The organism is Paenibacillus cellulositrophicus (genome assembly GCF_009363095.1).
Taxonomy (GTDB): Bacteria; Bacillota; Bacilli; order Paenibacillales; family Paenibacillaceae; genus Paenibacillus_AQ; species Paenibacillus_AQ favisporus.
Genome location: NZ_CP045295.1, coordinates 4,183,044 through 4,207,921, shown reverse-complemented (window position 1 = coordinate 4,207,921; position 24,878 = coordinate 4,183,044). Strand labels below are relative to the sequence as shown.

Below are 24,878 nucleotides of genomic sequence, written 5' to 3'. Positions count from 1 at the left end.
TGAATAGGTAAAACAGATTATTTTGATCGTTTCCATCGGGAGAACCGATAGTTGATGATTGCTACGAATTCATATTTCGCATCATGGAGGATCATTGATGGACTTAAAACACTTACACACCTTCCGAACCGTTGCGGATACGCATGGCTTTACCAAAGCCGCCGAAATCCTGTCCTACGCCCAATCGAGCGTCACGGCGCAAATTCAGGCGCTGGAAGAGGAAGTCGGCTCGAAGCTGTTTGACCGTCTTGGGAAAAAGGTACAGCTTACATCCGCAGGCGAGCGCCTGCTGCCCTACGCCATCCAGCTGCTGGAGCTGCACGACCGGGCGCTGGCCGAAATGTCCGCTGGCGCAAGCCTGCCATCCGGGACGCTGAACATCGGCGCACCCGAGTCCCTTGCGGCGTTCCGGCTCCCGGACATTATTAAGGAATACACGGAGCTGTATCCGGACGTGAAGATCATTCTCCGGCCGGCCGGCTGCAAGGAGCTCAAGAAATTGGCCCTGTCCGGCGATATGGACCTGGTGTTCGTGCTGGAGCCGGAAGCGGATGACCCGCACTTGCAGTCGGAGACGCTCATCCATGAACCGATGGCGCTCATCGCGCCGCCGGCGCATCCCCTGATCCTGCTGCCGCAGGTCGATACTCTGGACTTGAAAGACGTTTCTTTTATCCATACCGAATCGGACTGCAGCTACCGTCTGCTGCTCGAACAGCATTTAAACAGCCACGCGATCTACAGCAGCAGCGACCTGGAGTTCTGGAGCATCGAGACGATCAAGCACTGCGTCATGTCTGGTCTTGGCATCTCCCTGCTCCCTGCCATTGCGGTCAAGGACGAGCTGTCCTCCGGCCGGCTCATCCGGCTCCCTTGGGACGACAGCCCTTGCCAAGTGGCCACACAAATGCTGTACCATCCCGGAAAGTGGCTGTCTCCGGCCCTTGGGGAGTTCATCCGCCTGTCCCGGGAACATGCCGCCAGATGGCGCCAAAACGGCTGAATAAATTTTTTTAAAAAACTTTGCAGGGATGCCTCGACATGCGGCGTCTAACTTAACGTATCGGGAGGAGGGGAGAAGACTGGAAGAAGAGTTGCAGTGGATCCGGGCGGTCAAAGCCGGCCATCCGGAAGCCTATAAATTTCTGGTGCAGCGGTACCAGAGCATGGTATACCACGTATGCCTGAAAATGACCGCCGACAGCGTCTCGGCGAAAGATTTGTCGCAGGACATTTTCCTCAAAGCATATTCGGCCCTGCCTGCTTTTCGGGAAGAATCCTCCTTCTCCACCTGGCTGTATCAAATCGCCGTCCGGAAGTGCCTGGACTGGAAAAGGGCCCACCAAAGGGAACAGGCGCGAAGGACGATGGGAGAGGTTAGCGAAAACGATTGGGTAACCGCCGAGACCCCCGAGAAGATCGTCCTCTCCAAAGAGACGAACAGCCGGATCCGTCAAATCGTCGATGAGCTGCAGGAGCCGTATAAGTCGGCCGTGCAGATGTATTATTTTGAACAATGCTCCTATCAGGAGATTGCCAAGAGGCGGGGCATTACCGCCAAAACCGTTGAGTCCCAATTATACCGTGCCAGACAAATGATGCGTCAGAAAGGAGAGGAGCTCAGGTGAAATGCGAACTCATTCAATACCAGATGGCCGCTTACGCCGCCCATGAACTGCCGCCCGAAACCTCCCTCTTGATCGAGAAGCATTTGAACCATTGTCCGGAATGCCAGGCTTGGTATCAGGAAATTGTCGAGATGTCCCAAATTTGGGAGAATCCCGGTCCGGTCATGGATATGCCGGATATCGTTGCCGGCGTGATGGAGGAAGTCCGTCAAATGCCGCCGCTGGCGGTAAGATCGCTGCCGAGAAGCCGGCCCCGCGAGTCGCAGAAATCCAAGCTTGCCCATTTTGGCCTTGCGGCCTGCCTGACCTTTTGCTTATTCCAATTCGGGATTTTCGAGCATCTGGGGAACGGGCTGACGGAGGCCACGCAGCATTTATCCACTCGAATGGAGCACATATTTAAGGAGGGTAACCCATGATTAGAAAAAGTAGATGGCTCACGTTTATGTTGTCCATGATTCCCGGCCTCGGCCATTTATATTTAGGATTCGCCAAACAGGGACTGCAGTACATGATCGGCGCCTGCGTCTGCATCATCCTCATCCCGTCGATTCCGATGCTGTTTCCGTTCGCTCTGGCGATTTTGTGGTTCTACCAGCTGTTTGACGCCCTGCAGAAGGCGAGCTGGATGAAAGCCGCGGCCATGGAGCATGAACGTATGATGATGGGCCAGGATACCTTCGGCTATCCTTGGACCGAGCGTGACTGGATTCAAATGAACGGATATCAGAAGGAATCGGCGGTCCATCCGTTTTGGATCGGGGCGACCTGCATCGGCATGGGCATTCTCGTCCTCCTCGTCGGCGTCTTCCCCGGCCTGTGGGAATGGCTGCTGAACCGCAATATTACCAGCGTGCTGCTGGCCGTCGGCCTGATCGTTTACGGCATGTGGCTGCTTGGCAAAAGACCAAACCATAAGGGAAGTGAGCATCTGTGACCGCACCGCTTGAGACGCGCCCGCCGGTCCGAAAGATCGGCAAGTGGACCACCGCCATCGGATTGATCGGCCTTGGGGTCATCATCATTCTTCAAATGAATCAGTTCATCAGCTTTGAAGTTCTGAAATACGTATGGCCCACCCTGCTCATCCTGCTCGGCATTGAAGTTGTCATTTCCAATGTCGTGCATGCCAACCAGCGGGTTCGTCTGGGCGGCGGAAGCGTCACGATCCTGATTCTGCTTCTGATTGTCAGCGGAGCCCAGGCGATTTATCCCGACTGGACGTTCCTCTTTAATAAAGGTTACCTCAGCGCCGTGCAGGGATCGGTTCCGGCCAAGGGAGAAATCAAGCGGGTAGAAGTTTTCCTCGACAGCGGCAAGGTTAACGTAACAGAAGCTCAAGGCTCGAATATTGCCTATGAGGGAAAAGTCCGCGTGCGCACCGAATCCTCCCAGGCCAATGCCGACAAATGGACGAAGCAGCACTGGAAGTCGGAAACGTCGGGGGACACGCTGACCCTGACACTGGATAAACACCAGCCGGATATCGTCCTGATCGGCGGCTGGGCGATGCCTGAAGATTACTTTAACCTCCAGGTTCCGGAGTCCGTCGAAGTGGAAGTGCATACGAAAAATTCCACCATCGACGCTTCCGGCCTTCATGCCGGACTGACGGCCGTAACGTCGAACGGCACCCTGAACGTAAAGGATATCCAGGGCAAGGTGTCGGCCAAGACCAGCAACGGCCGGATCGTAGCCACGAACATCAACGGCCCTTCCGAGCTGGTGACCAGCAACGGTACGGTGACGGCCAACCAGCTTGGCGGCCCGGTCTACATCCGGACCAGCAACGGCGCCGTTCGGGGCGATAGCGGCATCGCCGGCAATTGGGACGTGAAAACCTCAAACGGCAGCATTAACCTGACCGTTTCCGAGGATGGCAACGCCAAGCTGACCGCCAAGACGTCCAACTCCTCCATCAAGGGCAACATCGGGTGGGTCGATGAGAGCGACTCCCGCGCCACGGCCACCTTGGGAGACGGACAGTATACCGTGGGGCTGGCCACGTCCAACGGCAGCATTACCGTGAATCATTAAGGGGCTGTGAGCGTCGCAGGCTGAAAGCGATAATCGGCCTTTCGCGCTGGGTAGGACGGGGATAACCGACCACTCAGCCCTACCAAAAAACCGCCATTCCAAGGGTTACCCGGGGAATGGCGGTTTTACGTTGACTATCTGCTTACTCGAAATCCAAATGTTCGCATCCATTACACGTTTACACGTTGAAACGGAAATGCATTACGTCGCCGTCCGCAACGACATAATCTTTGCCCTCCAGGCGAAGCTGGCCGCGTTCCTTCGCGGCGTTCATGGTACCGGCGGCGACCAGGTCGTCGTAGGAGACCACTTCGGCACGAATAAAGCCGCGCTCAAAATCGGTGTGGATGACGCCGGCTGCCTGCGGCGCCTTCGTTCCTTTGCGGATCGTCCACGCGCGCACTTCCTGCACGCCTGCCGTAAAGTACGTGTACAGGCCGAGCAGGCGGTAAGCCGCCTTAATCAGACGGTTCAGGCCGGACTCTTCGAGACCGAGCTCCTCCAGGAACATTTCCTTGTCTTCCCCTTCCAGCTCGGCGATTTCCGCCTCGACCTTGGCGCTGATCGGAACGACTTCGGCGTTCTCGCCTGCCGCAAAGTCCTTGACCTGCTGCACGTACGGATTGCTGTCCGCATCAGCCACGCCGTCCTCGCTGACATTGGCCGCGTACAGAACCGGCTTCAGGGTCAGCAGGTGCAGATCACGCACGATCACTTTCTCTTCTTCCGACAGCTCCACGCTACGGGCCGGCTGATCATTGTACAGCGCTTCTTTCAGGCGCTCCAGCACTTCAACTTCCTGGGCGTACTGCTTGTTGCCGCCCTTCATGTTTTTGCGCGAACGGTCGATGCGCTTCTCCACGCTCTCCAGGTCGGCCAGGATCAGCTCCAGGTTAATGGTCTGAATGTCGCTGACCGGGTTGACCTTGCCGTCCACGTGCGTGATGTTCTCGTCCTCGAAGCAGCGCACCACGTGCACGATCGCATCCACCTCGCGGATATGGGCGAGGAACTTGTTGCCCAGACCTTCACCTTTGCTCGCGCCGCGGACCAGGCCGGCGATATCGACGAACTCAAAAGCGGTCGGTACGGTTTTGTTCGGCTGGACCAGCTCGGTCAGCTTATCCAGACGCTCGTCCGGAACTTCGACAACCCCGACGTTTGGATCAATCGTACAGAACGGATAGTTGGCGGATTCGGCGCCCGCCTGGGTAATTGCGTTAAACAACGTGGATTTGCCGACGTTCGGCAGTCCAACGATCCCTGCTTTCAAAGCCATTTATATGACAACTCCTATTTAGGTAATAGTTAAACAGACGTCTCTCAATCCTACCCATTATATATTAGAACCCCCGGAGCGGCAAGGATTGGACTTTACTATCGGATGCCCGGCTTAAGCCTTCATTTCGCCATGCTGCTGGGATGAAACGAACCGGTGAGCGTAAAGTGCGTAAGGATAAAGATGCAGCGATCGTGTGAAAACGAAAAGGCGGCAAAATGAATGAAAGCTGCGAAAACCAATGCCGCAGACGCAGGCAATCAAGCTTTCAACGAAAAAGACCCGGATTCTCCGGGCCCCATTGCCAGATCATTTGCAGGACCACCGTTAAAAAGGATACCAAAATCCTTTCAGCACCTGCACCTTCAGCCAAATGCCTACAGCCAGCAGCAGCACGCCAAGCACGGCTAACGTCCAGTCCAGCCCTTCCATCTCCTTGCCGCTGTACCAGGTGCGCTTCTTCTGCGTGCCAAAGCCCCGCAGCTCCATGGCGTTCGTCACCGAATCGATCCGGTGCAGAGCGGACTGCAGCACAGGAACGACGACCGCCGCCAGGTTGCGCAGGCGCTGCGCAATGCTGCCGTCCTCTTTCGTAATCCCCATGCCGCGTGCCTGCATCGAGTTCAGTGTGCTCCGGAATTCTTCCGTCAGGTCCGGAATATAGCGGAGGGCAATACTCACGGCGTAGGCGATTTTATAAGGGACGCCGATCCGGTTCAAACTGCCGGCAAATGCGCTAGGCTGCGTAGTAAAAATGCACAGGATCGTAATCGGCAGCAGCGTCAAATATTTGGCCGACAGCGTCAGCACATAAAACAGCGTCTCCGCATTGATCGTGTTATAGCCGAGCTGAATCAGCGGCGTATCCGTCCCCGTCAGCCGTGTGCCGAAGGTCGGCGTGATGAGCAGAATAAAGATGCCGTTCAGTACCGTGAAAATAATCATCAGCCAAAACAAAAATGCCATTTTTTTAAAAGGAATCCCTGCCGTCACCAGCAGCGCAATCCCGACAACCAGCATCAGCACAAACACCCGCAGGTCCAAAAACATGTACGTCATGACCGTCCAGGCCATAAACAGCACCAGCTTGACCGCTCCGTCCAGCCGGTGAAACAGCGAGTTCCCCGTGACATAGAGGCTGCCCGTTCTATTCATGGCCCTTCTTCCCCTTCTTCTCTGCGTTGATAAAAGCCTGCACAAACCGCTCCGGCGATGCCAGGTCGTTGGCTTTGGCGAAAAGGGACAGCGACGTCTCCTTCAAATGGGCCGGCTCCGTCACCTCCGGACGGCTGAGCACCGAGGCGACCGTGTCGGCGGCGAGCACCTCGCCCCCGCTGAGCACCACGGCGCGCCGCGCGTACTCCAAGGCCAGATACATGTCGTGCGTAATGAGCAGGAAGGCGATGCCTTGTCCGGCCAATTGCTCGATAAAATCCATAAACTCCTGGTAATGCCGATAATCCTGGCCGGCCGTGGGCTCATCCAAAATCATCAACTTTGGCGCCAGCACGAGAATCGCGGCGATGCTGAGCCGCTTCTTCTGGCCGTAGCTGAGCGCGGAAACGGGCCAGTTGCGGAAAGGATATAACCCGCAGGTCTGCAGGACGCCCGCGACCCGCTCCTTGATTTCAGCGGCGGGCACCCCGCGGACCTTCAGGCCGAGGCCAACCTCGTCTGCAATCATATGCTGCGTGATCATCCGGTTCGGGTTCTGCATTACATAGCCGATCGCTTCACCCCGGCGGCGGATCGACCACGAGGCCATATCCTGGCCGGCATACCGCATCGAGCCGGACTGCGGCTTCAGAATGCCCGTAATCAGCTGGGACAGCGTCGATTTGCCCGCCCCGTTGTTCCCCAGGAGCGCAACGATCTCTCCGGCGCCGACTAGCAGCGACACATCCTTGAGAACCGGCTGCCCGGGCTCATACCCGAAGGTCAGCCCGCGTACGTCCAGCAGCGGTTCTGCAGGCTGTGACGGCGCCCCGGCAGCCGCCTGTTCGCTCCATCCATCCAGCCGCTCACCAAGGCCGGGAATGCCCAGCGGCTGCGGCCGGCTCAGGCCTTGAACACCGTCCAGGGATACGCCGGCGTACCGCAGCGCATCGACATACAGCGGCGGCCGCAAGCCGCAGCCGCGCAGCAGGCCGGACGCCAGAATCTCGTCCGGCGTACCGACTGCCTCGATGCCTCCGTCCTTCATCAGCACGATCCGGTCGATCGGCTGCTGCAGCACATCCTCCACCCGGTGCTCGATGATGATGACCGTTTTGCCGCCCTGCCGGTGGATATCGTCGATGAGCTGCATCGCTTTGCGACCGCCCGCCGGATCTAGGTTGGCCAGCGGCTCGTCGAACAGCAGCACCTCCGCATCCGTCGACAGCACGCCGGCCAGGGACACGCTCTGCTTCTGCCCGCCCGACAGCTCGTAAGGGCTGTGGTCGATATAATCCAGCATGCCGACCCGCTCCAGGGAAGCGGATGTTTCCCGCTTCATTTGCTCGCGGGGCATCGCTTTATTTTCCATGACAAACGCCACGTCCTCGGCCACGCTTAATCCCACGAACTGGGAGTCCTGGTCCTGCAAAATCGTCCCCACCGTGCGGCTCAGCTCGAAAATGCTCAATTCGGCAGGATTCCGTCCGGCAATACTCAGACGGCCGCGGATGTCTCCGCCGTAGGTAAAAGGAATAAGCCCATTGATACAATGGGCCAAGGTCGATTTGCCGGAGCCGCTGGGACCGGCGATCCAGATCTTTTCTCCGGGATAAATGTCCAGCGTAATGTCCTTCAGCGTGGGCTCCGACTGATTTTTATATTTAAAGCTGTACTGTTGAAACGAGATGATCGGCTGCATCATGACGTAAATCTCCTATCCTGTGGCGCTCTGCCAAGCACCTACTCGTTGACGCTTAAATTGCTGACTTTGGCGTTTCTGCGGGCAAATCCGATCACAGCCGGAACCCCGAGCACCAAAAAGACGACGATATTCGAAATCGAAGCGGCCGTAACCTGCACCAGCAGTTTATCCGACGGCTCGCCCATAAACGTGATGTCAAACCATCCCGAGAAGAGCAGCGACAGAATGATGCCGACGACGCCGTATACGATGAACAGGCCGATATGCTTTCCTTTGTATGTACCGTTCTGCGGGTCAAACCCTTTGGATAAGTAAATGAGTCCCATAAATGCGGCTGTAATGCCAGAACCGAGCGCCCAGCCCCACCATACCGTACCGCTGGTGAGCAGGTCGTTCAGCACGTGACCGATCAGCCCTGCGATAAACCCGACCACCGGGCCGAACAGGGCGCCGAAAATCGCCAGCAGCGCAATCGCCGGACGCAGCGAGGTATCGGGTCCCACGGGAATTCCAATAAAGCTGGTGGCTCCATAGAGGGCCGCACCGATGCCTATCGTCACCACAGTTCTTGTGTTCAACTGAAAAATGGATTTCTTCAAAGCAGAGTCACCTTCCCCTTTACATCAATTCAACAACCTTCATGTCCTAAAGGCGAACATTTCGCGTTATTTGTACTCTTAATATAAGGGCAGGCAGAAACGAAGGCAAAACTTTTTTTGGTAAATATTATATAAATTTTTTGGATCGATCGCCGCACGGAACGCGGGAACACCCATAAGGGCAGCAAAAAAGGCCTAATTTCCGATGAGGAAAATGGGCCTTTGGTTGATTGTTTGCTTTTTGCCATCATCCAGCTGCCTGCGGCCTGGGGGCTGCGGTCCGCCGCCCAGGTTACGGCCGGGTCCGCACCAGCCGGCGCGTACCCTTCAGCGCGGCGATGTCCGCCGCGCCAATGCCGAACATCGCGGTGCGCAGCTCGAACTCGACCTGCGCCAGCGCTTCGTCCAGCGCCTGCTCGGACGAGACTGCCGGGCCGAGGAGGCTGCGGCCAAAGCCCGCGAGATCGGCGCCGAGCGCCAGCGCCTTGGCGGCGTCCACGCCGCCCTGCAGCCCGCCGCTGCCGATCAGCCCTCCGTGCGGGGATACCGCCCGCACCTCGGCAATGCATTCCGCGGTCGGGATGCCCCAGCCCGCGAACGCCTCCGCTGCCCGGCGCCTGACCGCGTCCCGGCTGCGGAACTTCTCGACCTGGCTCCACGAAGTCCCGCCGGCGCCGGCCACATCGACGAAGGCCGCGCCGGCGTCGTACAGCCGCGCCGCCGTATCCCCGTCGATGCCCCAGCCGACCTCCTTGACGCCGACCGGCACGTCCAGCCGGCGGCACACCTCTCCAATCCGGCTCAGCAGCCCGCTGAAATTCGTGTTCCCCTCCGGCTGGAACACCTCCTGCAGGCCGTTCAGGTGCAGCACAAGCATGTCCGCTCCGGCGATATCGACGGCCCTTTGGCACTGCTCCACGCCGAAGCCGTAGTTCAGTTGGACCGCGCCCAGGTTCGCGATCACCGGGATCGTCGGCGCATGTGTGCGTACATGGAAGGTCGGCGCAAGCTCCTCCTTCTCCACCGCCGCGCGGACCGAGCCGACCCCGAGCGCCCAGCCGCGCCGCTCGGCGATGGCAGCCAGGCGGGCGTTGATCGCCCCGGTCGCTTCGCTTCCGCCCGTCATGGAGCTGATCAGGAGCGGCGTCCGGAGCGTCCGCCCGAGGAAGGAGGCTTCGAGGGAAATCTCCTCGAAATCGATCTCGGGCAGCGCACAGTGGCGAAAGCGGTACTGCTCCAGGCCGGAGGTTACGCCACTGCCGACATCTTCGTTCAAGCACAGGCGCACGTGCTCGATTTTTCTTTCCCCTGTAGGTATTTCGGGCAGCAAAGACCCGCGTTCCGCTTCGTTTCCGTTCATCTGATGCGCCCCTTTCATGGATATGCTGCAAACCTTGATTAACTTCGTGACCCGCTCGTCATCGCACGATTCTCTAAAGAAAGTATTATACCACAGAACCTCTGGTAAATTCGCCAACTTGCCTCAAACCGAGCCGACCTTCCATCCTGTACATCACGGATGATGCATCCGGCTGACCAAAGTTCACAAGGCCGCGGCCTTCCCCTCCCGCGACCCGGTTCACACATCGTGGTGCTGGCTGCTCACACAGGCACACGTCACAGCAGCGAACCATAAATGCTTTGCAGGTTGTTCGGCCGAAGCGTTGGCTTAGGAGCCCACAAAGTTTCCTCAGGGAAAATTTTTGAAGTACATGCAACAGCCCAGGTGCTTTCCAATAGGATGTGATAGCCGTTTAGACTCGATTTGAATCGATAGAATGTTGTGAAAGGAGTGCTGCCCATGAACGCAAGTGAGGAGAGCCGACTGGCGGCCGCCGGCAGCGGCTGGCGCAAAGGAGGCGGTCCACCCAGCCTGCCTGAGGTTCATAAATCGATGAAGGTTCCCTTGAAGGGCAGCTTCTTCCGCAAAATGCTCGCCTTCGCGGGTCCCGGATACCTCGTCGCCGTCGGATACATGGATCCCGGCAACTGGGCCTCCGATTTGGCCGGCGGCGCCATGTTCAACTACTCGCTGCTGTCGGTCATCATGATTTCGAACCTCATGGCGATCCTGCTTCAGTCCCTGTCCGCCCGCCTTGGCATTGCTACGGGAAGGGACTTGGCCCAGGCCTGCCGCGATCATTACAGCAAGCCCGTCAGCGTCGGGCTCTGGATATTATGCGAGCTGGCGATTGCGGCCTGCGATCTGGCCGAAATCATCGGCTCAGCCATCGCGCTGCAGCTGCTGTTCGGCCTGCCGCTGCTGGCAGGCGTCCTCATCACGTCCGTGGACGTCCTTCTGGTGCTGCTGCTGCAAAATAAAGGATTCCGGCATATCGAAATTTTGGTCATTTCGTTTATCGCTGTGATCATCATGTGCTTCGGGGTTGAATTGTTCCTTTCCAAACCGGAGATGGGTGCGGTTATAGCCGGTTTCGTTCCGACGGCAGATATCGTGCAGAACCCGGAAATGCTGTACATCGCCCTGGCCATGCTCGGCGCGACCGTCATGCCCCACAACCTGTACCTGCACTCCTCGATCGTGCAGACCCGGCGGTACGATGAGTCCATTGCCGGCAAGAAATCGGCCATCCGTTTCGCTACCGCAGATTCCACCGTGGCGCTCACCATCGCCCTGTTCGTCAATGCGGCCATTCTAATCCTTGCGGCGTCTGCCTTTTATTCAACGGGGCATACTGAAGTAGCAGAGATTCAAGACGCCTACCAGCTGCTTACTCCGCTGCTCGGCACCGGTGCGGCCAGCGTTCTGTTCGCTGTCGCGCTGCTCGCTTCCGGCCAAAACTCGACGCTGACAGGAACCCTCGCCGGCCAAATTGTCATGGAAGGCTTTATGAATATCCGCCTGAAGCCATGGATCCGGCGGCTAATCACGCGCCTGATCGCTATCGTTCCCGCCGTGATCGTGATCGGAATTTACGGGGAAGGCTCCACCGGCCAGCTGCTGATTTTCAGCCAGGTCATCCTTTCGCTGCAGCTGTCCTTTGCCGTGTTCCCGCTCGTCAAATTCACATCCGATCCCGTTAAGATGGGACCTTTTATCGCCCCGCGCTGGGTGCGGATACCGGCCTGGATCGTAGCAGCCGTCATCGCAGCGCTGAACATCTATTTGCTGTATGGGACGTTTTTCTAGGCTACCGAGGTTCACCACGCCCTCTTCCCATATGATGACAACGTTCCGCTGCTTCAAACAGGCCCTTTCGACGTTAATAGTTGGTTAGACCGCTGTACCAAGCAAGGCAGGGTTCCAGACCGTGGGGCACTCCCTCGGAGAACCCTGCCGTTTAACCCGGCTGCAGTGGACAAGCAAAGGAGGCGATGACTCGATGACCCACCATATCCCATCCCAGCACGCACCTGAACCATACCATTCGCGTACGGCCAGCTGGCAGCCGCAGGGGAAAAGCCGTAAACGCCGGGTTCGGCGCTGGATTCTGGCTGCGGCCTGCTTGCTCATCCTTTGGCTCGCCGGGGTCATCGTGTATCAGACACACAAGCCGCTTCCTCCCGGCATATCCTACGAGAGTCCGCTCTACCATGTCGATCAGGTCCGCTTCTATCGCGACTTGACTTACCCTGATAACCAAGGGCAGGTCATCCATGAGCCCCAGATTACGAATCGGATCATGCAGATTGTCGATGAATCCCGGGAGTTTCTTGTCATTGATCTGTTCCTGTTTAACGATTACAAGCATAAAGGGCAGAAGTTTCCGACCGTCAGCAAGGACTTGGCGGACAAGCTTATATCGCATAAAAAGCAGTATCCCCAGATGCAGATCGTCTTTATTACGGACCAGATCAATACGAATTACGGCTCCGCCCCCAACCCCCTGCTCGAAGCGATGAAGGCTGCGGGCATCCAGGTCGTCGTGACCGATGTGGATCCGCTGCGGGATTCGAACCCGATCTACTCCGCCGTGTGGCGGACGTTTATCCAGTGGTTCGGCCAGTCGGGCAACGGATGGATACCGAACCTGATGGCCAACGAGGGGCCCAAGGTCACTGCAAGGTCGTATTTAAAAATGCTGAACGTCAAGGCCAACCACCGCAAGGTTGTGGTTAGCGAGAAGACCGCTCTGGTCTCTTCCGGTAACGTGCATGATGCCAGCGCCTACCACTCCAATATTGCCTTTGAGGTGCAAGGCCCGATTATCGGCGATATCCTGAAAGGCGAGCAGGCGGCGGCCCGGCTGTCCGGAGACTACCGGCTCCCGGTTTATACCCCAGCCTCCGAGGACGCTAAGAAATCATCCCAAGGGAAAATAGCCGTCCGCTATCTGACCGAAGGCAAAATCGACAAATATACGCTGCTGGAGATCAACCGGGCGCCGCAAGGGTCCACCCTGTGGATGGGCATGTTCTATCTGGCCGATGAAAAGGTGATGAGCGCCCTGCTGGATGCCGCCGACCGCGGCGTCAACATCCGGCTGCTGCTTGACCCCAATCAGAACGCCTTCGGCCAGGACAAAATCGGCATTCCGAACCGTCCGGTCGCGAAGGAGCTCACCAAGCGTTCCGATGGCCGTATCGCCATCCGCTGGTACAACACGACCGAGGAGCAGTATCATACGAAGCTGATGTACATCTCCAATCCTTCAGGCAGCTCCGTGATCATGGGCGGCTCGACCAATCTCACGCCGCGGAACCTGGACAATTACAATCTGGAGAACGACCTCTGGATATCCGTTCCGCGCGGCGATGCGCTGGACCGGCAGATGGCCGGCTATTTTGACCGGCTCTGGAACAACCGGGACGGGCATTACAGTCTGGACCTGAGCGCGTATCAGGAAAAGTCCACCTGGTTCAAGGACTTTCTGTTCCGCGTGCAGAAGCTGCTTGGATTTACGACCTTCTGATCTGTCACCAAGTGCCGATGCTTTCACGGATGTCCTCAATTCTCCCGGTTTGGACCTGGGCCTTATCAGCACAGTCATTTCATCCGGATGGATCCACCGATATTGGCCATTATTGATCATATAACGCAAAAAAGGCGCCTTCTGTAATGCAGAAGCGCCTTCTGTTATATGTTCCATCTCGTTATTACAATTCAAGTGAATTCCCGCTCACGGAACGGATTCACTAAGCTTCGCAGACCGCCGACAGCTTGCACCGGTCTCCGCACAAGCGGCCTTTGCCGTGCGGCACGCACATCGGCGTTCCGAAGATCGGATCCTCCGCAATCATGCAGTCCATGCAAAATACTTCCTTGACCATCTGCGGCGTCAGCACGTCTTCCGGTGCACCGGCACAATAGACGCCCTGGTTCTTCACGGCAATCATATGGTCGGCATAACGGCAGGCCAGGTTCAGGTCATGAAGCACCATTACGATCGTCCGTCCCTGCTCACGGTTCAGCTCATACAGCAGATCCAGCACCTCGATTTGATGGCTCAAATCCAGGTACGTCGTCGGCTCGTCGAGCAGAATCAGGTCGGTGTTTTGCGCCAGCGTCATGGCGATCCAGGCCCGCTGCCGCTGTCCGCCGGACAGGGAGTCGACCGCGCGGTCGGCCAAATCGGTGAGACGCGTCATTTCCAGCGCTTCGTTCACCAGACGCTCATCCTCCGCACTCCACTGCTTCAGCCACGATTGGTGCGGATAACGCCCCTGCTTCACCAGCTGAAGCACGGTCAGCCCCTCCGGAGCCGTCGGTCCCTGCGGCAGAATTGCCATATTCCGGGCAACTTCCTTGGTCGACGTCCGATGGATTTCCTTGCCGTCGAGCAGAACCGATCCGCTCTTCGGACGCAAAAGACGCGCCATGGAACGAAGCAGCGTGGATTTGCCGCAGCCGTTGCTGCCGATCAGAACCGTAACTTTGCCTTCGGGAATGTCCAAATGCAGGTCTTTAATAATATCGGTATCGCCGTACCCCAGCGTCAGTGCTTCCGTTTGCAAAAGCGTCATCTTTCCCGTAACCCCCAATTCTGCCTATCCTATGATTTAAAACTGTCTAATAACGTCCGTCCACAATAATGAGAATCATTATCACAAATATAATCGGCGGCCGCGTGAATGTCAACCACTCACGGGCCGCCCAAAGAAGCTTTTCCGCCTACCTCGTATCACCGCAAAGCCGCTACAGCAAAGGGGATAGCAGCCTCGCAAGCGACTCCATAAAACGTTCCGGTATTTTTTTCTTATTAAATTTATCGGGAATGATTTGCTTCGTATACACCAAATCTCGTTCAAAGTCCGACACGATCCGCTGCACGCTCTCGGTCTGCACCAGCAGCGCGTTCACTTCAAAATTCAAATGGAAGCTGCGCATGTCCATATTGGCGGTTCCGATCGTCGCCACCTCGCCGTCAATGATCAGCAGCTTGGAATGCAGGAACCCTTTTTCGTATTCGTAAATTTTGACGCCCACGTCGAGCAGCGAAGGAAAATACGAATGGGAAGCCAGAAACGGCAGCCACTTGTCCGGCTTGGACGGAAAAAGGATGCGTACGTCGAGCCCCGACATCGCGGCCACGCGCAGGGACGTCAGGATATCGTCGTCCGGGATAAAATAAGGCGTCGCCAGCCAGACCGATTTCTGCGCCGAGGTGATCATCGAGAAGAAAATATTTTTGAGCGTGCGCCGGTCGTTGTCCGGTCCGCTCGGGATAATCTGCACGGCGCCGCCGCTGCTTTCCGCCAGCTCGGGAGACAGATATTCGGCGTCCAGCACCTTTTCCCCGGTCATATAGAGCCAGTCCTGCAGGAAAATAATTTGCAGCGTCCGCACGGCCTCGCCTCTGACGCGCATATGGGTATCTCTCCAGAAGCCGTAAGCCGCATTGCGGCTCAGGTACTCGTCCCCGACGTTCAGCCCGCCGATAAAGCCAACCTTGCCGTCGATCACGACGATCTTGCGGTGGTTGCGGAAGTTGACCCGGGAGAGAAAAAACGCCTTGGAGCTTCCGTACGCGACGACCTGAACCCCGGCTTCCTGCATGGCCCGGAGGAACGATTTGGGCAGCTGCATGCTTCCCCAGGCATCGTACATAAAACGGACCTGCACGCCGGCTTTGGCCTTTTCAATTAAAATCTGCTGAATCCTTGTTCCGATATGATCGGCGCGGTAAATGTAGTATTCCATATGAATATGATGCCTGGCCTTCTCGAGCTCCTTCAGCAGGGTGGAGAACGTTTCCTGCCCGTTGGTCAGAACTTTGGTATCGCTGGAGAAGGAAATCGGAGTCCGCGCCAGCCGCTGCGAGAGATGCAGCAGCTGCTGCTGCATGGGATTAAAGGAAGAGAGATCCGGATGGAACCGCGCACCATTCTCTTCCAGCCGGTCATATGTTCTGAGATCCTGCTCGGCTTTTTTATCAAATTTGCGCCGTTTGAAGTAGTTTTGCCCGAAGAGCAGATAAAAGAACAGACCCACCACCGGCATCAGGGCGAGCAGCAGAATCCAGGCCATCGTCGAGGACGGGTTGCGGTTCTCCATAAAAATCATGAACCCGAGCGACACGACGGTAAGCGTGGAAAATATACTGACAATGGTTCCCGCGGTTTTGCCGAACACGCCGAAACCAAAATAGTAAAACGCAAATAATATCGCGGCAATGATAAAGATTTGTATTCCCCGTCTCATATGTTACCTCTCTTAAGTATCATTAAAAACATGCATATCCATGGTCATCGTCTAAACCCATAAGGTATATTTTACATGAACAAGTTCAAAGTTCCTACGAATTTTTATCGAATGGACAAGCCCGCCTGAAATTTCCGTGCATGCCTGATGTTAGAATGCCCATCTTCTTGACATTGGCTGCATTGTGTGAAAAAATATCACCTAACGACCGTTAGGTAGTCAATAGGAGTCGATGATATGAACGCCAAAAACACCCTGCTCGAAGCTGCATTATCGCATTTTGCCAAGGATGGATATGAAGGAGCGTCCCTGCAAAAAATAGCCGAGGAAGTCGGCATCAAAAAGCCGTCCATCTACGCGCATTTCAAAGGGAAGGATGAGCTGTTCCTGCAGACGCTGAAGGGCGCCCTCGATGAGGAAGGGACCCGGATTATCCGCCGCTATATCAGCCTGAAAGACCGGCCGCTCGAGCAGCGGCTCAAAGGACTGCTGGAGTATCTCCAGGAGGAGTACACCCGGAGCAGCAAAACCAAGTTTGTACTGCGCATGGCCTACTTTCCTCCATCCTCGCTGCATGATCAGGTCATGGAACTGGTCTTTCCGTTTCTGGATTCGATGGAAAAGCGGATGATTCGCGTCATGCACCACCATGCTTCCGCCGGCCATCTCCCGGTTAAAGATCCGGACGGTGCGGCCGTCGCCTACATGACGCTGATCGACGGCGTCCTCATCGAGATGGTATGCGGCGGGCTGGAAGGGTCGCAGCGCAGACTGGCGGCATCATGGCCCGTATACTGGGCGGGCATTCATCATATTTGACGCAAGTGGCATCCTAACGGACAAATAAAGGAGGATCATCATGAACCGCCACTGGCTTTCTGTTATTATCGGGGGCGTTGTGGAAGTGCTGTGGGTGTCCGGCCTGAAGCACTCGGACAATGCGCTCGAATGGATTCTTACTGTTATCGCCATCATCGCGAGCTTCATTCTCATTATTAACGCTTCGAACCATCTGCCGGTCGGGACGGTGTATGCGGTGTTTACCGGCCTGGGAACGGCCGGCACCGTCGTTGCCGAGATGCTGTTCTTCGGCGAACCGTTCCGCTGGTCCAAGACGCTGCTCATCCTCGTTCTTCTCGCCGGAGTGATCGGCCTTAAGCTGGTCACTGACAAAGACGGCAAGGGACAAAAGGAGGCGAATCACTGATGGCTTGGATTGCAATCGTCATCGCCGGCCTGTGCGAAATGTTCGGCGTCATCGGGATCAAGGGCGTCACGCAAAAGAAAGGGCTGCCGGCATATGTCATGCTGATCCTGTCCTTTATCGTCAGCTTCTCCCTGCTGTCCTACGCCATGAACTCGATTCCGATGGGAACGGCGTACGCGGTCTGGACCGGCATCGGTACGGTCGGCAGCACGCTGGCCGGCATGTTTCTGTTCGGCGAACCCAAGGAATGGCGGCGAATTCTGTTTATTGCGATGATTTTGGCCTCAGCGGTAGGCTTGAAGCTGATCTCATAATTTTTTTTGCTTTTTTATGGAATGATGTCACAAATCCCGCACCTGATCAGTCTTCTTTGTGAATGAACCTAAAGGAGGCTGTTATCCGATGAAAATCAGATTGAATTACAAGGATGCCAATATGCCGGCTCTTAAAGCGATGCTTGCCTTTGAGCAGTTTGCCCACGGCAGCTCGGTCGACAAAGTGCTCTACGAGCTGATCAAAATCAGGGTATCGCAAATCAACGGATGCGCGTTTTGTCTCGATATGCACAGCAAGGACCTGCTCAAGCTGGGAGATTACCTGGAGCAGCTGACGCTGGTCTGCGTATGGCGGGAAGCACCTGTGTTTACAGAGCAGCAGCGTGCCGCGCTGGAGCTTGCGGAATACGTGACGAAAATTTCCGAGGCAGGCGTCCCGGATGAGGTGTTCGGCAGGGTCAAAGAACATTTTGACGAGAAGGAAATCGTCGACCTGCTGATGGCGATCAACGCCATTAACTGCTGGAACCGTTTAGCCATTTCGACCGGCATGTTCCCGGGCTGTATGGGTTAAGAGAACCGCCTATCAAAACCGTCACAATTTCGCCATATTCATTCCCTATAAATATGGAGCCCAACCGGCACCTTCCTGCGTATTACAACCAGGGAGGTGCCTTTTTTTGTAAATGGCGCCGGGTTGTTTGAAAACGACCTTCGCTTTGTAATATAATCGTTCTGACTAGGCGGTCAATTTGAGAACCGAAGTGTCAGAAAGGAGTGAAGGTGCATTTGTCTGAGAAATTGGCGGACAAGAAAAAACAGATTCTGAAAACCGCCCTGCAGCTGTTTTCCACAAAGGGAATTTCGGCTACATCCATGCAGGAAATCGCGGAATACTGCGGCATGTCCAAAGGCAGCTTGTATCTGCACTTCAAATCCAAGGAGGATCTGGAGAGCAGCATCTACCTGTACTGTGAGGGCCTGATCCGGGACAGCGTTATGCAGGTGGAACAGGAACACCTTCTGACTCCCAAAGAACAGCTGCGGAAACAGCTGGAAGTCGTGCTGAATCTGCTCGTGGAGCTCCGGGAGTTTCTGGTGGTGCAGATTCAGGATCACCATGCGTCGGGAAAAAAGCCACCGTCCCAGAAACATTTGCGTGAAAAGCAAATCATCGGCATCCAGTGGTTCAAAAACAAGCTCGAGCAAATTTACGGGGATGACGTCTATCCCTACACGCTGGACCTTACCATGTTTGTGGTGGGCCTTCTCGACGGATATATCCGGACGCTGTTTATTCCGGGTCTGCCGCTGAACATCCGGCGGGTTGCCGATCATATCGTGTTTTTGCTGGACGAAGTCGCCGGCGGCATGGTCCGGTCGCAGCGGGATCCGCTTATTTCCCCCGGGATATGGACCGAGTGGACGGAGAAGCTGAAGGACCGGTCCGGGGGGAGCCTGCGGCATCCGCTTATTATTACCAAGCAGATGCGGGATCTCTTAAAGGACAAGCTGCCGGAAGGACCAGAGCGTGACCTGGCCCAGGAGTCGATCGATATCATCGACAAGGAGTTTCGGGACATCGAACCGCGCAAAGCAATCCTGGCCGGCATGATCGCCAACCTGGAGAGCGTGCCCGAGCTTGTTTCCTTAAGCCGCGAATTGAAGGAAATCTGCAGGCTGTACGTGTTTTCAAGAACCGATCGTACCTGAAGCGTGAGCAAGAGATACAAAGGAGAGGAGCAGAAACCTGCGAAATGAAGAGCATTATTAATTTTTCATTGAACAATAAATTCGCCATCTGGATCCTGACGGTCATCGTCGCCGCCGCCGGCTTGTACAGCGGGCTGGTGATGAAGCAGGAGACGATTCCGAACATCAACATCCCGTTTCTTAGCGTGACCGCCGTTTACCCGGGCGCAGCGCCGGAAGGCGTCGTGCAGGATATTACGATCCCGCTGGAGCAGCGGCTGCAGAACGTGGACGGGGTCAAGAACGTTTCCTCTACGTCTATGGAGAACGCAGCCAACATCGCCATGGAATTCGATTACGGCACGGACCTCGATCAGGCCACCGCAGCCGTCCGGGAAGCGCTCAACGAAGTGACGCTGCCTGACGGCGCCCAGAAGCCGACGATCTCCAAGTTCAGCCTGAGCTCGTTTCCGGTCGTATCCCTCAGCGCCTCCGACAGCTCAAGCGATCTTGAGGGTCTGACCAAAAACATTGAGGACGAAGTCGTGCCTGAACTGGAGAAAATTCCAGGCGTCGCTTCCGTCTCCGTCTCCGGACAATACGTGAAGGAAGTCCAGCTGACATTTAATAAAGAGAAAATGGCTCAGCTCGGCCTGACTGAAGATACCGTCAAGGGTATCGTTCAAGGCTCTTCCGTACGGGTTCCGCTCGGTCTGTTCAATCTGGAGCAGTCCTCCAAAGCAGTTGTCGTGGACGGCAACATCACGACGCTCGATGATTTGAAAAAACTGACGATTCCGGTTACGCCGGGAGCGGGCAGCGCACAAGGACAGAGCGGTACTGCCGGGGCAGCCGGTCAAGGTGCCGGTGGCGCGGGCGCTGCTGCCGGCGCAGGCAGCGCAGCCGGTGCAGGCAATCCTGGGGCAGGCAATGCTGCAGCTTCCATCCAAGGCGGCCAGGCTGGCGTACCGGCCGGCATTCCGACGGTGAAGCTCAGCGATATCGCCGACATCAAGGTGGTCGGCAGCGCAGAGTCGGTGTCCCGCACGAACGGCAAGGCCTCGATCGGCCTGCAGATCGTCAAGGACAATGACGCCAACACGGTGGACGTGGTCAATGCCGTGAAGGACAAAGCCAAAGACCTTCAAGGCCAGTTCAAAGGCATGGAGCTTACGGTGCTGCTCGACCAGGGCAAACCGATCGAAGACTCCGTGTCGACGATGCTGGATAAAGCGGTCTTCGGCGCGCTCTTCGCCGTTATCATCATCCTGATCTTCCTGCGGAACATTCGCTCCACGATCATCTCGATCCTGTCGATTCCGCTGTCGCTGCTGATCGCCCTGCTGATTCTGTGGCGGCTCGATATTACGCTCAACATGATGACGCTCGGCGCGATGACCGTTGCGATTGGCCGCGTCGTCGACGACTCCATCGTCGTCATCGAGAACATTTACCGCCGCTTGACCAGCAGCGGCGAGAAGCTGCGCGGACGCGAACTGATCCGCGAAGCGACGCGCGAAATGTTCGTTCCGATCCTGTCCTCGACGATCGTAACGATCGCGGTTTTCCTGCCGCTGGCATTCGTCACCGGCATGGTCGGCGAGCTGTTCCTGCCGTTTGCGCTCACGATGGTGTTCGCTCTGCTGGCTTCCCTGCTCGTAGCGATCACGCTCGTGCCGATGCTGGCCCACAGCTTGTTCAAGAAGGGAATCAAAGCCTCCAAGCAGCATGATCACGACAAGCCGGGCCGGATGGCCCGCGGCTATCAGCGGATTCTGAACTGGGCCTTGTCCCACAAGCTGATCACGTTCGGATCGGCGGTCATTCTGCTCGTGGCGAGCTTCTTCCTGACACCGTTGATCGGCACCAGCTTCCTGCCGGATCAGGAGGACAAATACATCATGGTGACCTACTCGCCTGAACCTGGCGCTCAGCTGGAAACCGTGGAGAAGCGGGCCCTTGAAGCCGAGAAATACATTTTGAGCCAGCCGAACATCGACAAGATGCAGTACTCCGTCGGCGGCAGCGGCAATCCGCTGGCTGGAGGATCTTCGTCCAATTCGGGTCTGTTCTATGTAGAGTACAACAAAGATACGAAAGACTTTGAGAACGTGAAGAAAAACCTCGTGGAAGGTCTGAAGAAGCAAGTATCCACCGGAGAATGGAGCTTGATGGACATGTCCGGGGGCATGGGCGGAAGCTCGCTCAGCGTCAGCGTCTACGGCAACAGCCTGGATGATATCAAGCCGGTCTCCGAGCAAATCCTGAAGCTGGTGCAGGCAGACACGGATAATTTTGAAAAAGCGAAAACAAGCCTGACCAAAGCCTATGACCAATACACGATCGTGGCGGATCAGCAAAAACTCAGCTCGATGGGCTTGACGGCCGGTCAAATCGCCATGAAGCTGAGCCCGGTCCGCGAACGTCCGGTGCTGACCGAAGTGACGGTCGACAACAAAGACTACAAGGTTTATATCGAAACCGATAATAAGGAATACAAGAGCATCAACGACATTGAGGACGAAACGGTCCAGTCGCCGCTGGGCATGAACGTTCCGATCAAAGACGTCGCCAAAGTGGAAAAAGGTACGTCGCCGGATACGATCACCCGCAACGACGGTAAAATGGTCGTGGACGTGACGGCCAACATCGTCACCTCCAACGTCGGCAAAGCTTCTTCGGACCTGCAAAAGGAAATCGACAAGATCGATTTGCCGGACGGCGTCGAAGTTAAATTCGGCGGCACCACTGAGCAGATCAACGATACGTTCACCCAGCTCGGCCTGGCCATGGCTGCGGCGATCGCCATCGTCTACTTCGTGCTCGTCGTAACCTTCGGCGGCGGCCTGGCGCCGTTTGCGATCCTGTTCTCCCTGCCGTTCACGATCATTGGCGGACTTGTCGGCCTCTGGATCGGCGGAGAGACGCTGAACGTATCGGCCCTGATGGGCGCCCTGATGCTGATCGGTATCGTCGTGACCAACGCGATCGTGCTGATCGACCGGGTGATTCACAAGGAACGCGAAGGCTTGTCGACGCGCGAAGCGCTGCTGGAAGCCGGAGCCACCCGTCTCCGTCCGATTCTGATGACGGCTCTCGCCACCATTGGTGCCCTGCTGCCGCTCGTATCGGGACTGGAGAACAGTGCCGGTATCATCTCCCGAGGTCTCGGCATCACGGTTATCGGCGGTTTGGTCAGCTCCACGCTGCTGACGCTGGTCATCGTGCCGGTTGTGTACGAGTTCCTGATGAAATTCCGCAAACCGAAAGTAGAAGATTAATTTCTTCAAATAAAAAGGACGTGCTTCTCTCCCGAAACGGGAAAGGGCACGTCCTTTTTCTATATAGTTTAGGCTTGCCGACGAAACCTAATCTACTAACCTCTGCATAAAATCGGAATATACAGACAACTTAACAAAAATCCTCTCTCAAGAAAGACCTGTCATGGCACGCTTATAGTCTGAAGGTTCATTCATGTTATAGAAGGCTTTGTCCGCACCGGGCCCAAGCTCCTGGATGAGCTCTTCCTCGGAGACATAGCACACCTTCAGCTGCTCCAGCCACCCGGTCAGGCGCAGCCGGCCGGAAGACAAGCACGTCTCCAGGGACGGCAGAACACTGCGATGGTAGGCAGCCAGCAGCGGCTGAATGCGTCCCCCCGATACCGGGACGATGGCCTGGAGTCCGCTTTTATCATCCATAGCCGCCGCCGCTTCTTCTGCCTTCCGTGCCAGAAAACGAAAAACCTCTTCCGTCACAAACGGCATATCACAAGCCGTGATGATGCTCCAAGGCGTGGCGGCAGCATGCAGTCCGGCATGCAATCCCGACAGCGGTCCCTGTCCCGGATAACGGTCATGCACCACTTCTTTGCCCAGGAACGCATATTTTTCGTCGTCATTAGCCGAAATGATGATATTTGAAGCAGACGGCGACATCAAGCGAACGATCCGCTCGATTACCGTTTCGCCGTTCACGTTCAGCAGTGCCTTATCGGTCCCCATCCGGCTGGATTGACCCCCGGCAAGCAAAATTCCTGTGACCTTGAACATCGTTCGTCTCACCCCTCTCGTTACAAGCATGAACAGGCAATCCAGGTCCTATTTTTCATACATTTAAAGTAGCTCCAAATAAATTATGGGATAATTCTCAAAAGTTGGTTTGTATCCCTTTTCAACTAATGATAAAGTGGGATTGGCAGTCTTTAAAACGCCGCTTTCGATATGGAATGAACGGAAGAATTCTAACTTTGCGCACAGAAGCGGGTCATCAGAAGATTACAATGCGGAACTTCAGTTCAACCTATATATTAGCAAACGGCCGGAAAGGAATGTGCTAGCGTGCAGGAAAACGGAAGCAAGCCGTCTTCGTTAACGTCGCTCAAGGCGTTCAACTTTTTAATTTACGGCACCATGGTGATTTTCACCAGCTATTTTCAATTATACCTGCAGGATGCGGGAATGAACAAACTGGAAATCGGCAGCCTGATGGCACTGGGGCCGCTGATCTCCCTGCTGGCCAATCCGGTCTGGACGTTTGCCAGCGAACGCCTGCGGGACACCAAGCGCAGCCTGCTTCTCATGATGGCGGGCACCCTGCTGCTGACTCAATTTGTATTTCATGCCGATACGTTTACGATGATTTATGTGGCCATGATGCTCTTTTTCTTCTTTCAAAGCCCGATGTTTGCGCAGAGCAACACGCTGATTCTCGGCTATATTCCGGATCAGCCGCACCGGTTCGGCGCGTTCCGGATGTGGGGCTCTATAGGCTGGGCGGTGACGGCTGTGGCGGCCGGCCTCTTCCTCGACCGGATCGGAATCTCCCGCCTCTCCTTCGTGTTTACGGGAATTCTTGTCCTGGCGATCGTGTCCGTCCTGCTCCTACCTCCGCTCAAGCGGACCTCCGAAACGCCGCCGATGCGTCTTCGGGGCTTTGGCAGATTTGCGGTGAACCGTTATTTTATCGCTTTTATCGTTCTAGGGATGGCTGTCTCCGTCCCCACCTTTATGAATAATACGTTCATGTCGCTCTACATCACGGAACTGGGAGGATCCAAAACGGTAGTGGGACTTGCCGTCTTCCTGTCGTCCATTCTGGAGATGGGCGTTCTGATTCTGTTCAATCGTTATCTAAGGCGTAAATTATCCACGCTCGTGGGCTGCCTTTCCCTTGTGAGCCTTCTGTTTGTCCTTCGCTGGCAGCTGATGGCGAACGCCACGAGCCCGGTCGAAATCGCCGTCATCCAGATCCTTCACAGCATCACCTTCGGCGGTTTCTTCTTTGTCGGAACCCAGGTGGTGCGCCTGCTGACGCCCGCCCCATTCCGCGGACCCGCTCAAGCGCTCTACACGCTCACTTGGAGCGGCATCTCCGGCATGCTCGGCAGCCTGGCCGGCGGCTGGCTGTTCCAGAACTTCGGCGGCGCGGCCATGTACAAAATTTGCGTGATGCTGGCACTGATCGGCGCGGCTGGATTCGGCATTATGTGGTATTGGATTCGCGTTCAGCATCATACCCAGGCGGGGGCTTCTGGAACAGTGACCGGGCCTCCCGATGATGACGATTCACGGCTCTAAAGAAGCTGGACCCGATTGGCCGGGCCAAAGCTTGACATAAGCGAGACAGAGCAAGCTAAACATAAACAAAAAGCCAGCCGCTGGATGATTGCATCTGCGGCTGGCTTTTCTATATGTCA

General features: G+C 56.1%; 22 protein-coding genes. 14 read left to right on the top strand and 8 right to left on the bottom strand.

Features of this window, described 5'->3' with window-relative positions:
• Positions 1–97: 97 nt before the first annotated feature.
• From GCU45_RS18775 to GCU45_RS18755, 5 genes are all read left to right on the top strand, one after another.
• Positions 98–1,003 carry a LysR family transcriptional regulator gene (locus GCU45_RS18775; protein ID WP_152399955.1) on the top strand — a complete coding sequence of 302 codons (906 nt, stop codon included), beginning with the start codon at positions 98–100 and terminating at the stop codon, positions 1,001–1,003.
• A gap of 91 nt (positions 1,004–1,094) precedes the next feature.
• On the top strand, positions 1,095–1,628 hold the full coding sequence (locus tag GCU45_RS18770) for an RNA polymerase sigma factor (RefSeq protein ID WP_167527165.1): 534 nt from the start codon (positions 1,095–1,097) through the stop codon (positions 1,626–1,628).
• Positions 1,625–2,047 (top strand): anti-sigma factor family protein, encoded by a 423-nt coding sequence (locus GCU45_RS18765; RefSeq protein WP_152399953.1) that lies wholly within the window; start codon positions 1,625–1,627, stop codon positions 2,045–2,047. Before GCU45_RS18770 ends, GCU45_RS18765 begins: the two co-directional genes overlap by 4 nt.
• Positions 2,044–2,565 carry a hypothetical protein gene (locus GCU45_RS18760; protein WP_076174717.1) on the top strand — a complete coding sequence of 174 codons (522 nt, stop codon included), beginning with the start codon at positions 2,044–2,046 and terminating at the stop codon, positions 2,563–2,565. Before GCU45_RS18765 ends, GCU45_RS18760 begins: the two co-directional genes overlap by 4 nt.
• Positions 2,562–3,665, top strand: a complete 1,104-nt coding sequence (locus tag GCU45_RS18755) for a DUF4097 family beta strand repeat-containing protein (RefSeq protein WP_152399952.1) — start codon at positions 2,562–2,564, stop codon at positions 3,663–3,665. Before GCU45_RS18760 ends, GCU45_RS18755 begins: the two co-directional genes overlap by 4 nt.
• Positions 3,666–3,843: 178 nt before the next feature.
• On the opposite strand, the gene ychF is transcribed toward GCU45_RS18755, so the two are convergent.
• The 5 genes from ychF to fni all read right to left on the bottom strand — a co-directional run bounded on the left by ychF (position 3,844) and on the right by fni (position 9,763).
• Positions 3,844–4,944 carry a redox-regulated ATPase YchF gene (gene ychF / locus GCU45_RS18750; RefSeq protein WP_152399951.1) on the bottom strand — a complete coding sequence of 367 codons (1,101 nt, stop codon included), beginning with the start codon at positions 4,942–4,944 and terminating at the stop codon, positions 3,844–3,846.
• 327 nt (positions 4,945–5,271) lie between these two features.
• Positions 5,272–6,099 carry an energy-coupling factor transporter transmembrane component T family protein gene (locus GCU45_RS18745; protein ID WP_152399950.1) on the bottom strand — a complete coding sequence of 276 codons (828 nt, stop codon included), beginning with the start codon at positions 6,097–6,099 and terminating at the stop codon, positions 5,272–5,274.
• On the bottom strand, positions 6,092–7,801 hold the full coding sequence (locus tag GCU45_RS18740) for an ABC transporter ATP-binding protein (protein ID WP_208837154.1): 1,710 nt from the start codon (positions 7,799–7,801) through the stop codon (positions 6,092–6,094). The genes GCU45_RS18745 and GCU45_RS18740 overlap by 8 nt, the downstream gene beginning before the upstream one ends.
• A gap of 41 nt (positions 7,802–7,842) precedes the next feature.
• Complete coding sequence (locus GCU45_RS18735) at positions 7,843–8,403, bottom strand: ECF-type riboflavin transporter substrate-binding protein (RefSeq protein ID WP_084204127.1); 561 nt, start codon at positions 8,401–8,403, stop codon at positions 7,843–7,845.
• Between the two features lie 292 nt (positions 8,404–8,695).
• Positions 8,696–9,763, bottom strand: coding sequence for a type 2 isopentenyl-diphosphate Delta-isomerase (gene fni, locus GCU45_RS18730; protein ID WP_244364153.1), 1,068 nt, complete (start codon positions 9,761–9,763; stop codon positions 8,696–8,698).
• A gap of 441 nt (positions 9,764–10,204) precedes the next feature.
• Between fni and GCU45_RS18725 the strand changes: the two genes are divergently transcribed.
• Together GCU45_RS18725 and GCU45_RS18720 are read left to right on the top strand one after the other, a co-directional pair.
• Positions 10,205–11,554: an Nramp family divalent metal transporter gene (locus tag GCU45_RS18725; RefSeq protein ID WP_152399947.1), complete on the top strand. Its 1,350-nt coding sequence runs from the start codon at positions 10,205–10,207 to the stop codon at positions 11,552–11,554.
• 193 nt (positions 11,555–11,747) lie between these two features.
• Entirely contained in the window at positions 11,748–13,277 is a 1,530-nt protein-coding gene (locus GCU45_RS18720; protein WP_152399946.1) for a phospholipase D family protein, read from the top strand.
• A gap of 223 nt (positions 13,278–13,500) precedes the next feature.
• Here GCU45_RS18720 and GCU45_RS18715 read toward each other — a convergent pair whose 3' ends face one another.
• Together GCU45_RS18715 and cls are read right to left on the bottom strand one after the other, a co-directional pair.
• The gene (locus GCU45_RS18715) at positions 13,501–14,328 is read right to left on the bottom strand and encodes an ABC transporter ATP-binding protein (RefSeq protein ID WP_076174732.1); all 828 of its coding nucleotides are present in this window, start codon (positions 14,326–14,328) and stop codon (positions 13,501–13,503) included.
• A gap of 172 nt (positions 14,329–14,500) precedes the next feature.
• Positions 14,501–16,006: a cardiolipin synthase gene (gene cls / locus GCU45_RS18710; RefSeq protein WP_076174735.1), complete on the bottom strand. Its 1,506-nt coding sequence runs from the start codon at positions 16,004–16,006 to the stop codon at positions 14,501–14,503.
• 237 nt (positions 16,007–16,243) lie between these two features.
• Between cls and GCU45_RS18705 the strand changes: the two genes are divergently transcribed.
• From GCU45_RS18705 to GCU45_RS18680, 6 genes are all read left to right on the top strand, one after another.
• A complete protein-coding gene (locus GCU45_RS18705; protein ID WP_152399945.1) occupies positions 16,244–16,825 on the top strand; it encodes a TetR/AcrR family transcriptional regulator in 582 nt (193 codons plus the stop codon).
• 40 nt (positions 16,826–16,865) lie between these two features.
• On the top strand, positions 16,866–17,213 hold the full coding sequence (locus GCU45_RS18700) for a DMT family transporter (protein ID WP_152399944.1): 348 nt from the start codon (positions 16,866–16,868) through the stop codon (positions 17,211–17,213).
• Complete coding sequence (locus GCU45_RS18695; protein ID WP_076174742.1) at positions 17,213–17,527, top strand: DMT family transporter; 315 nt, start codon at positions 17,213–17,215, stop codon at positions 17,525–17,527. The genes GCU45_RS18700 and GCU45_RS18695 overlap by 1 nt, the downstream gene beginning before the upstream one ends.
• Positions 17,528–17,615: 88 nt before the next feature.
• Positions 17,616–18,062: a carboxymuconolactone decarboxylase family protein gene (locus tag GCU45_RS18690; protein ID WP_152399943.1), complete on the top strand. Its 447-nt coding sequence runs from the start codon at positions 17,616–17,618 to the stop codon at positions 18,060–18,062.
• 215 nt (positions 18,063–18,277) lie between these two features.
• Complete coding sequence (locus GCU45_RS18685; RefSeq protein ID WP_076174747.1) at positions 18,278–19,201, top strand: TetR/AcrR family transcriptional regulator; 924 nt, start codon at positions 18,278–18,280, stop codon at positions 19,199–19,201.
• Between the two features lie 44 nt (positions 19,202–19,245).
• Positions 19,246–22,461 carry an efflux RND transporter permease subunit gene (locus GCU45_RS18680; RefSeq protein ID WP_152399942.1) on the top strand — a complete coding sequence of 1,072 codons (3,216 nt, stop codon included), beginning with the start codon at positions 19,246–19,248 and terminating at the stop codon, positions 22,459–22,461.
• Positions 22,462–22,608: 147 nt separating this feature from the next.
• Here GCU45_RS18680 and mobA read toward each other — a convergent pair whose 3' ends face one another.
• Positions 22,609–23,232, bottom strand: coding sequence for a molybdenum cofactor guanylyltransferase (gene mobA, locus GCU45_RS18675; protein ID WP_167527164.1), 624 nt, complete (start codon positions 23,230–23,232; stop codon positions 22,609–22,611).
• A 288-nt stretch (positions 23,233–23,520) separates the two neighbouring features.
• On the opposite strand from mobA, the gene GCU45_RS18670 reads away from it, so the two are divergent.
• Positions 23,521–24,759: an MFS transporter gene (locus GCU45_RS18670; RefSeq protein WP_152399940.1), complete on the top strand. Its 1,239-nt coding sequence runs from the start codon at positions 23,521–23,523 to the stop codon at positions 24,757–24,759.
• Positions 24,760–24,878 lie beyond the last annotated feature (119 nt).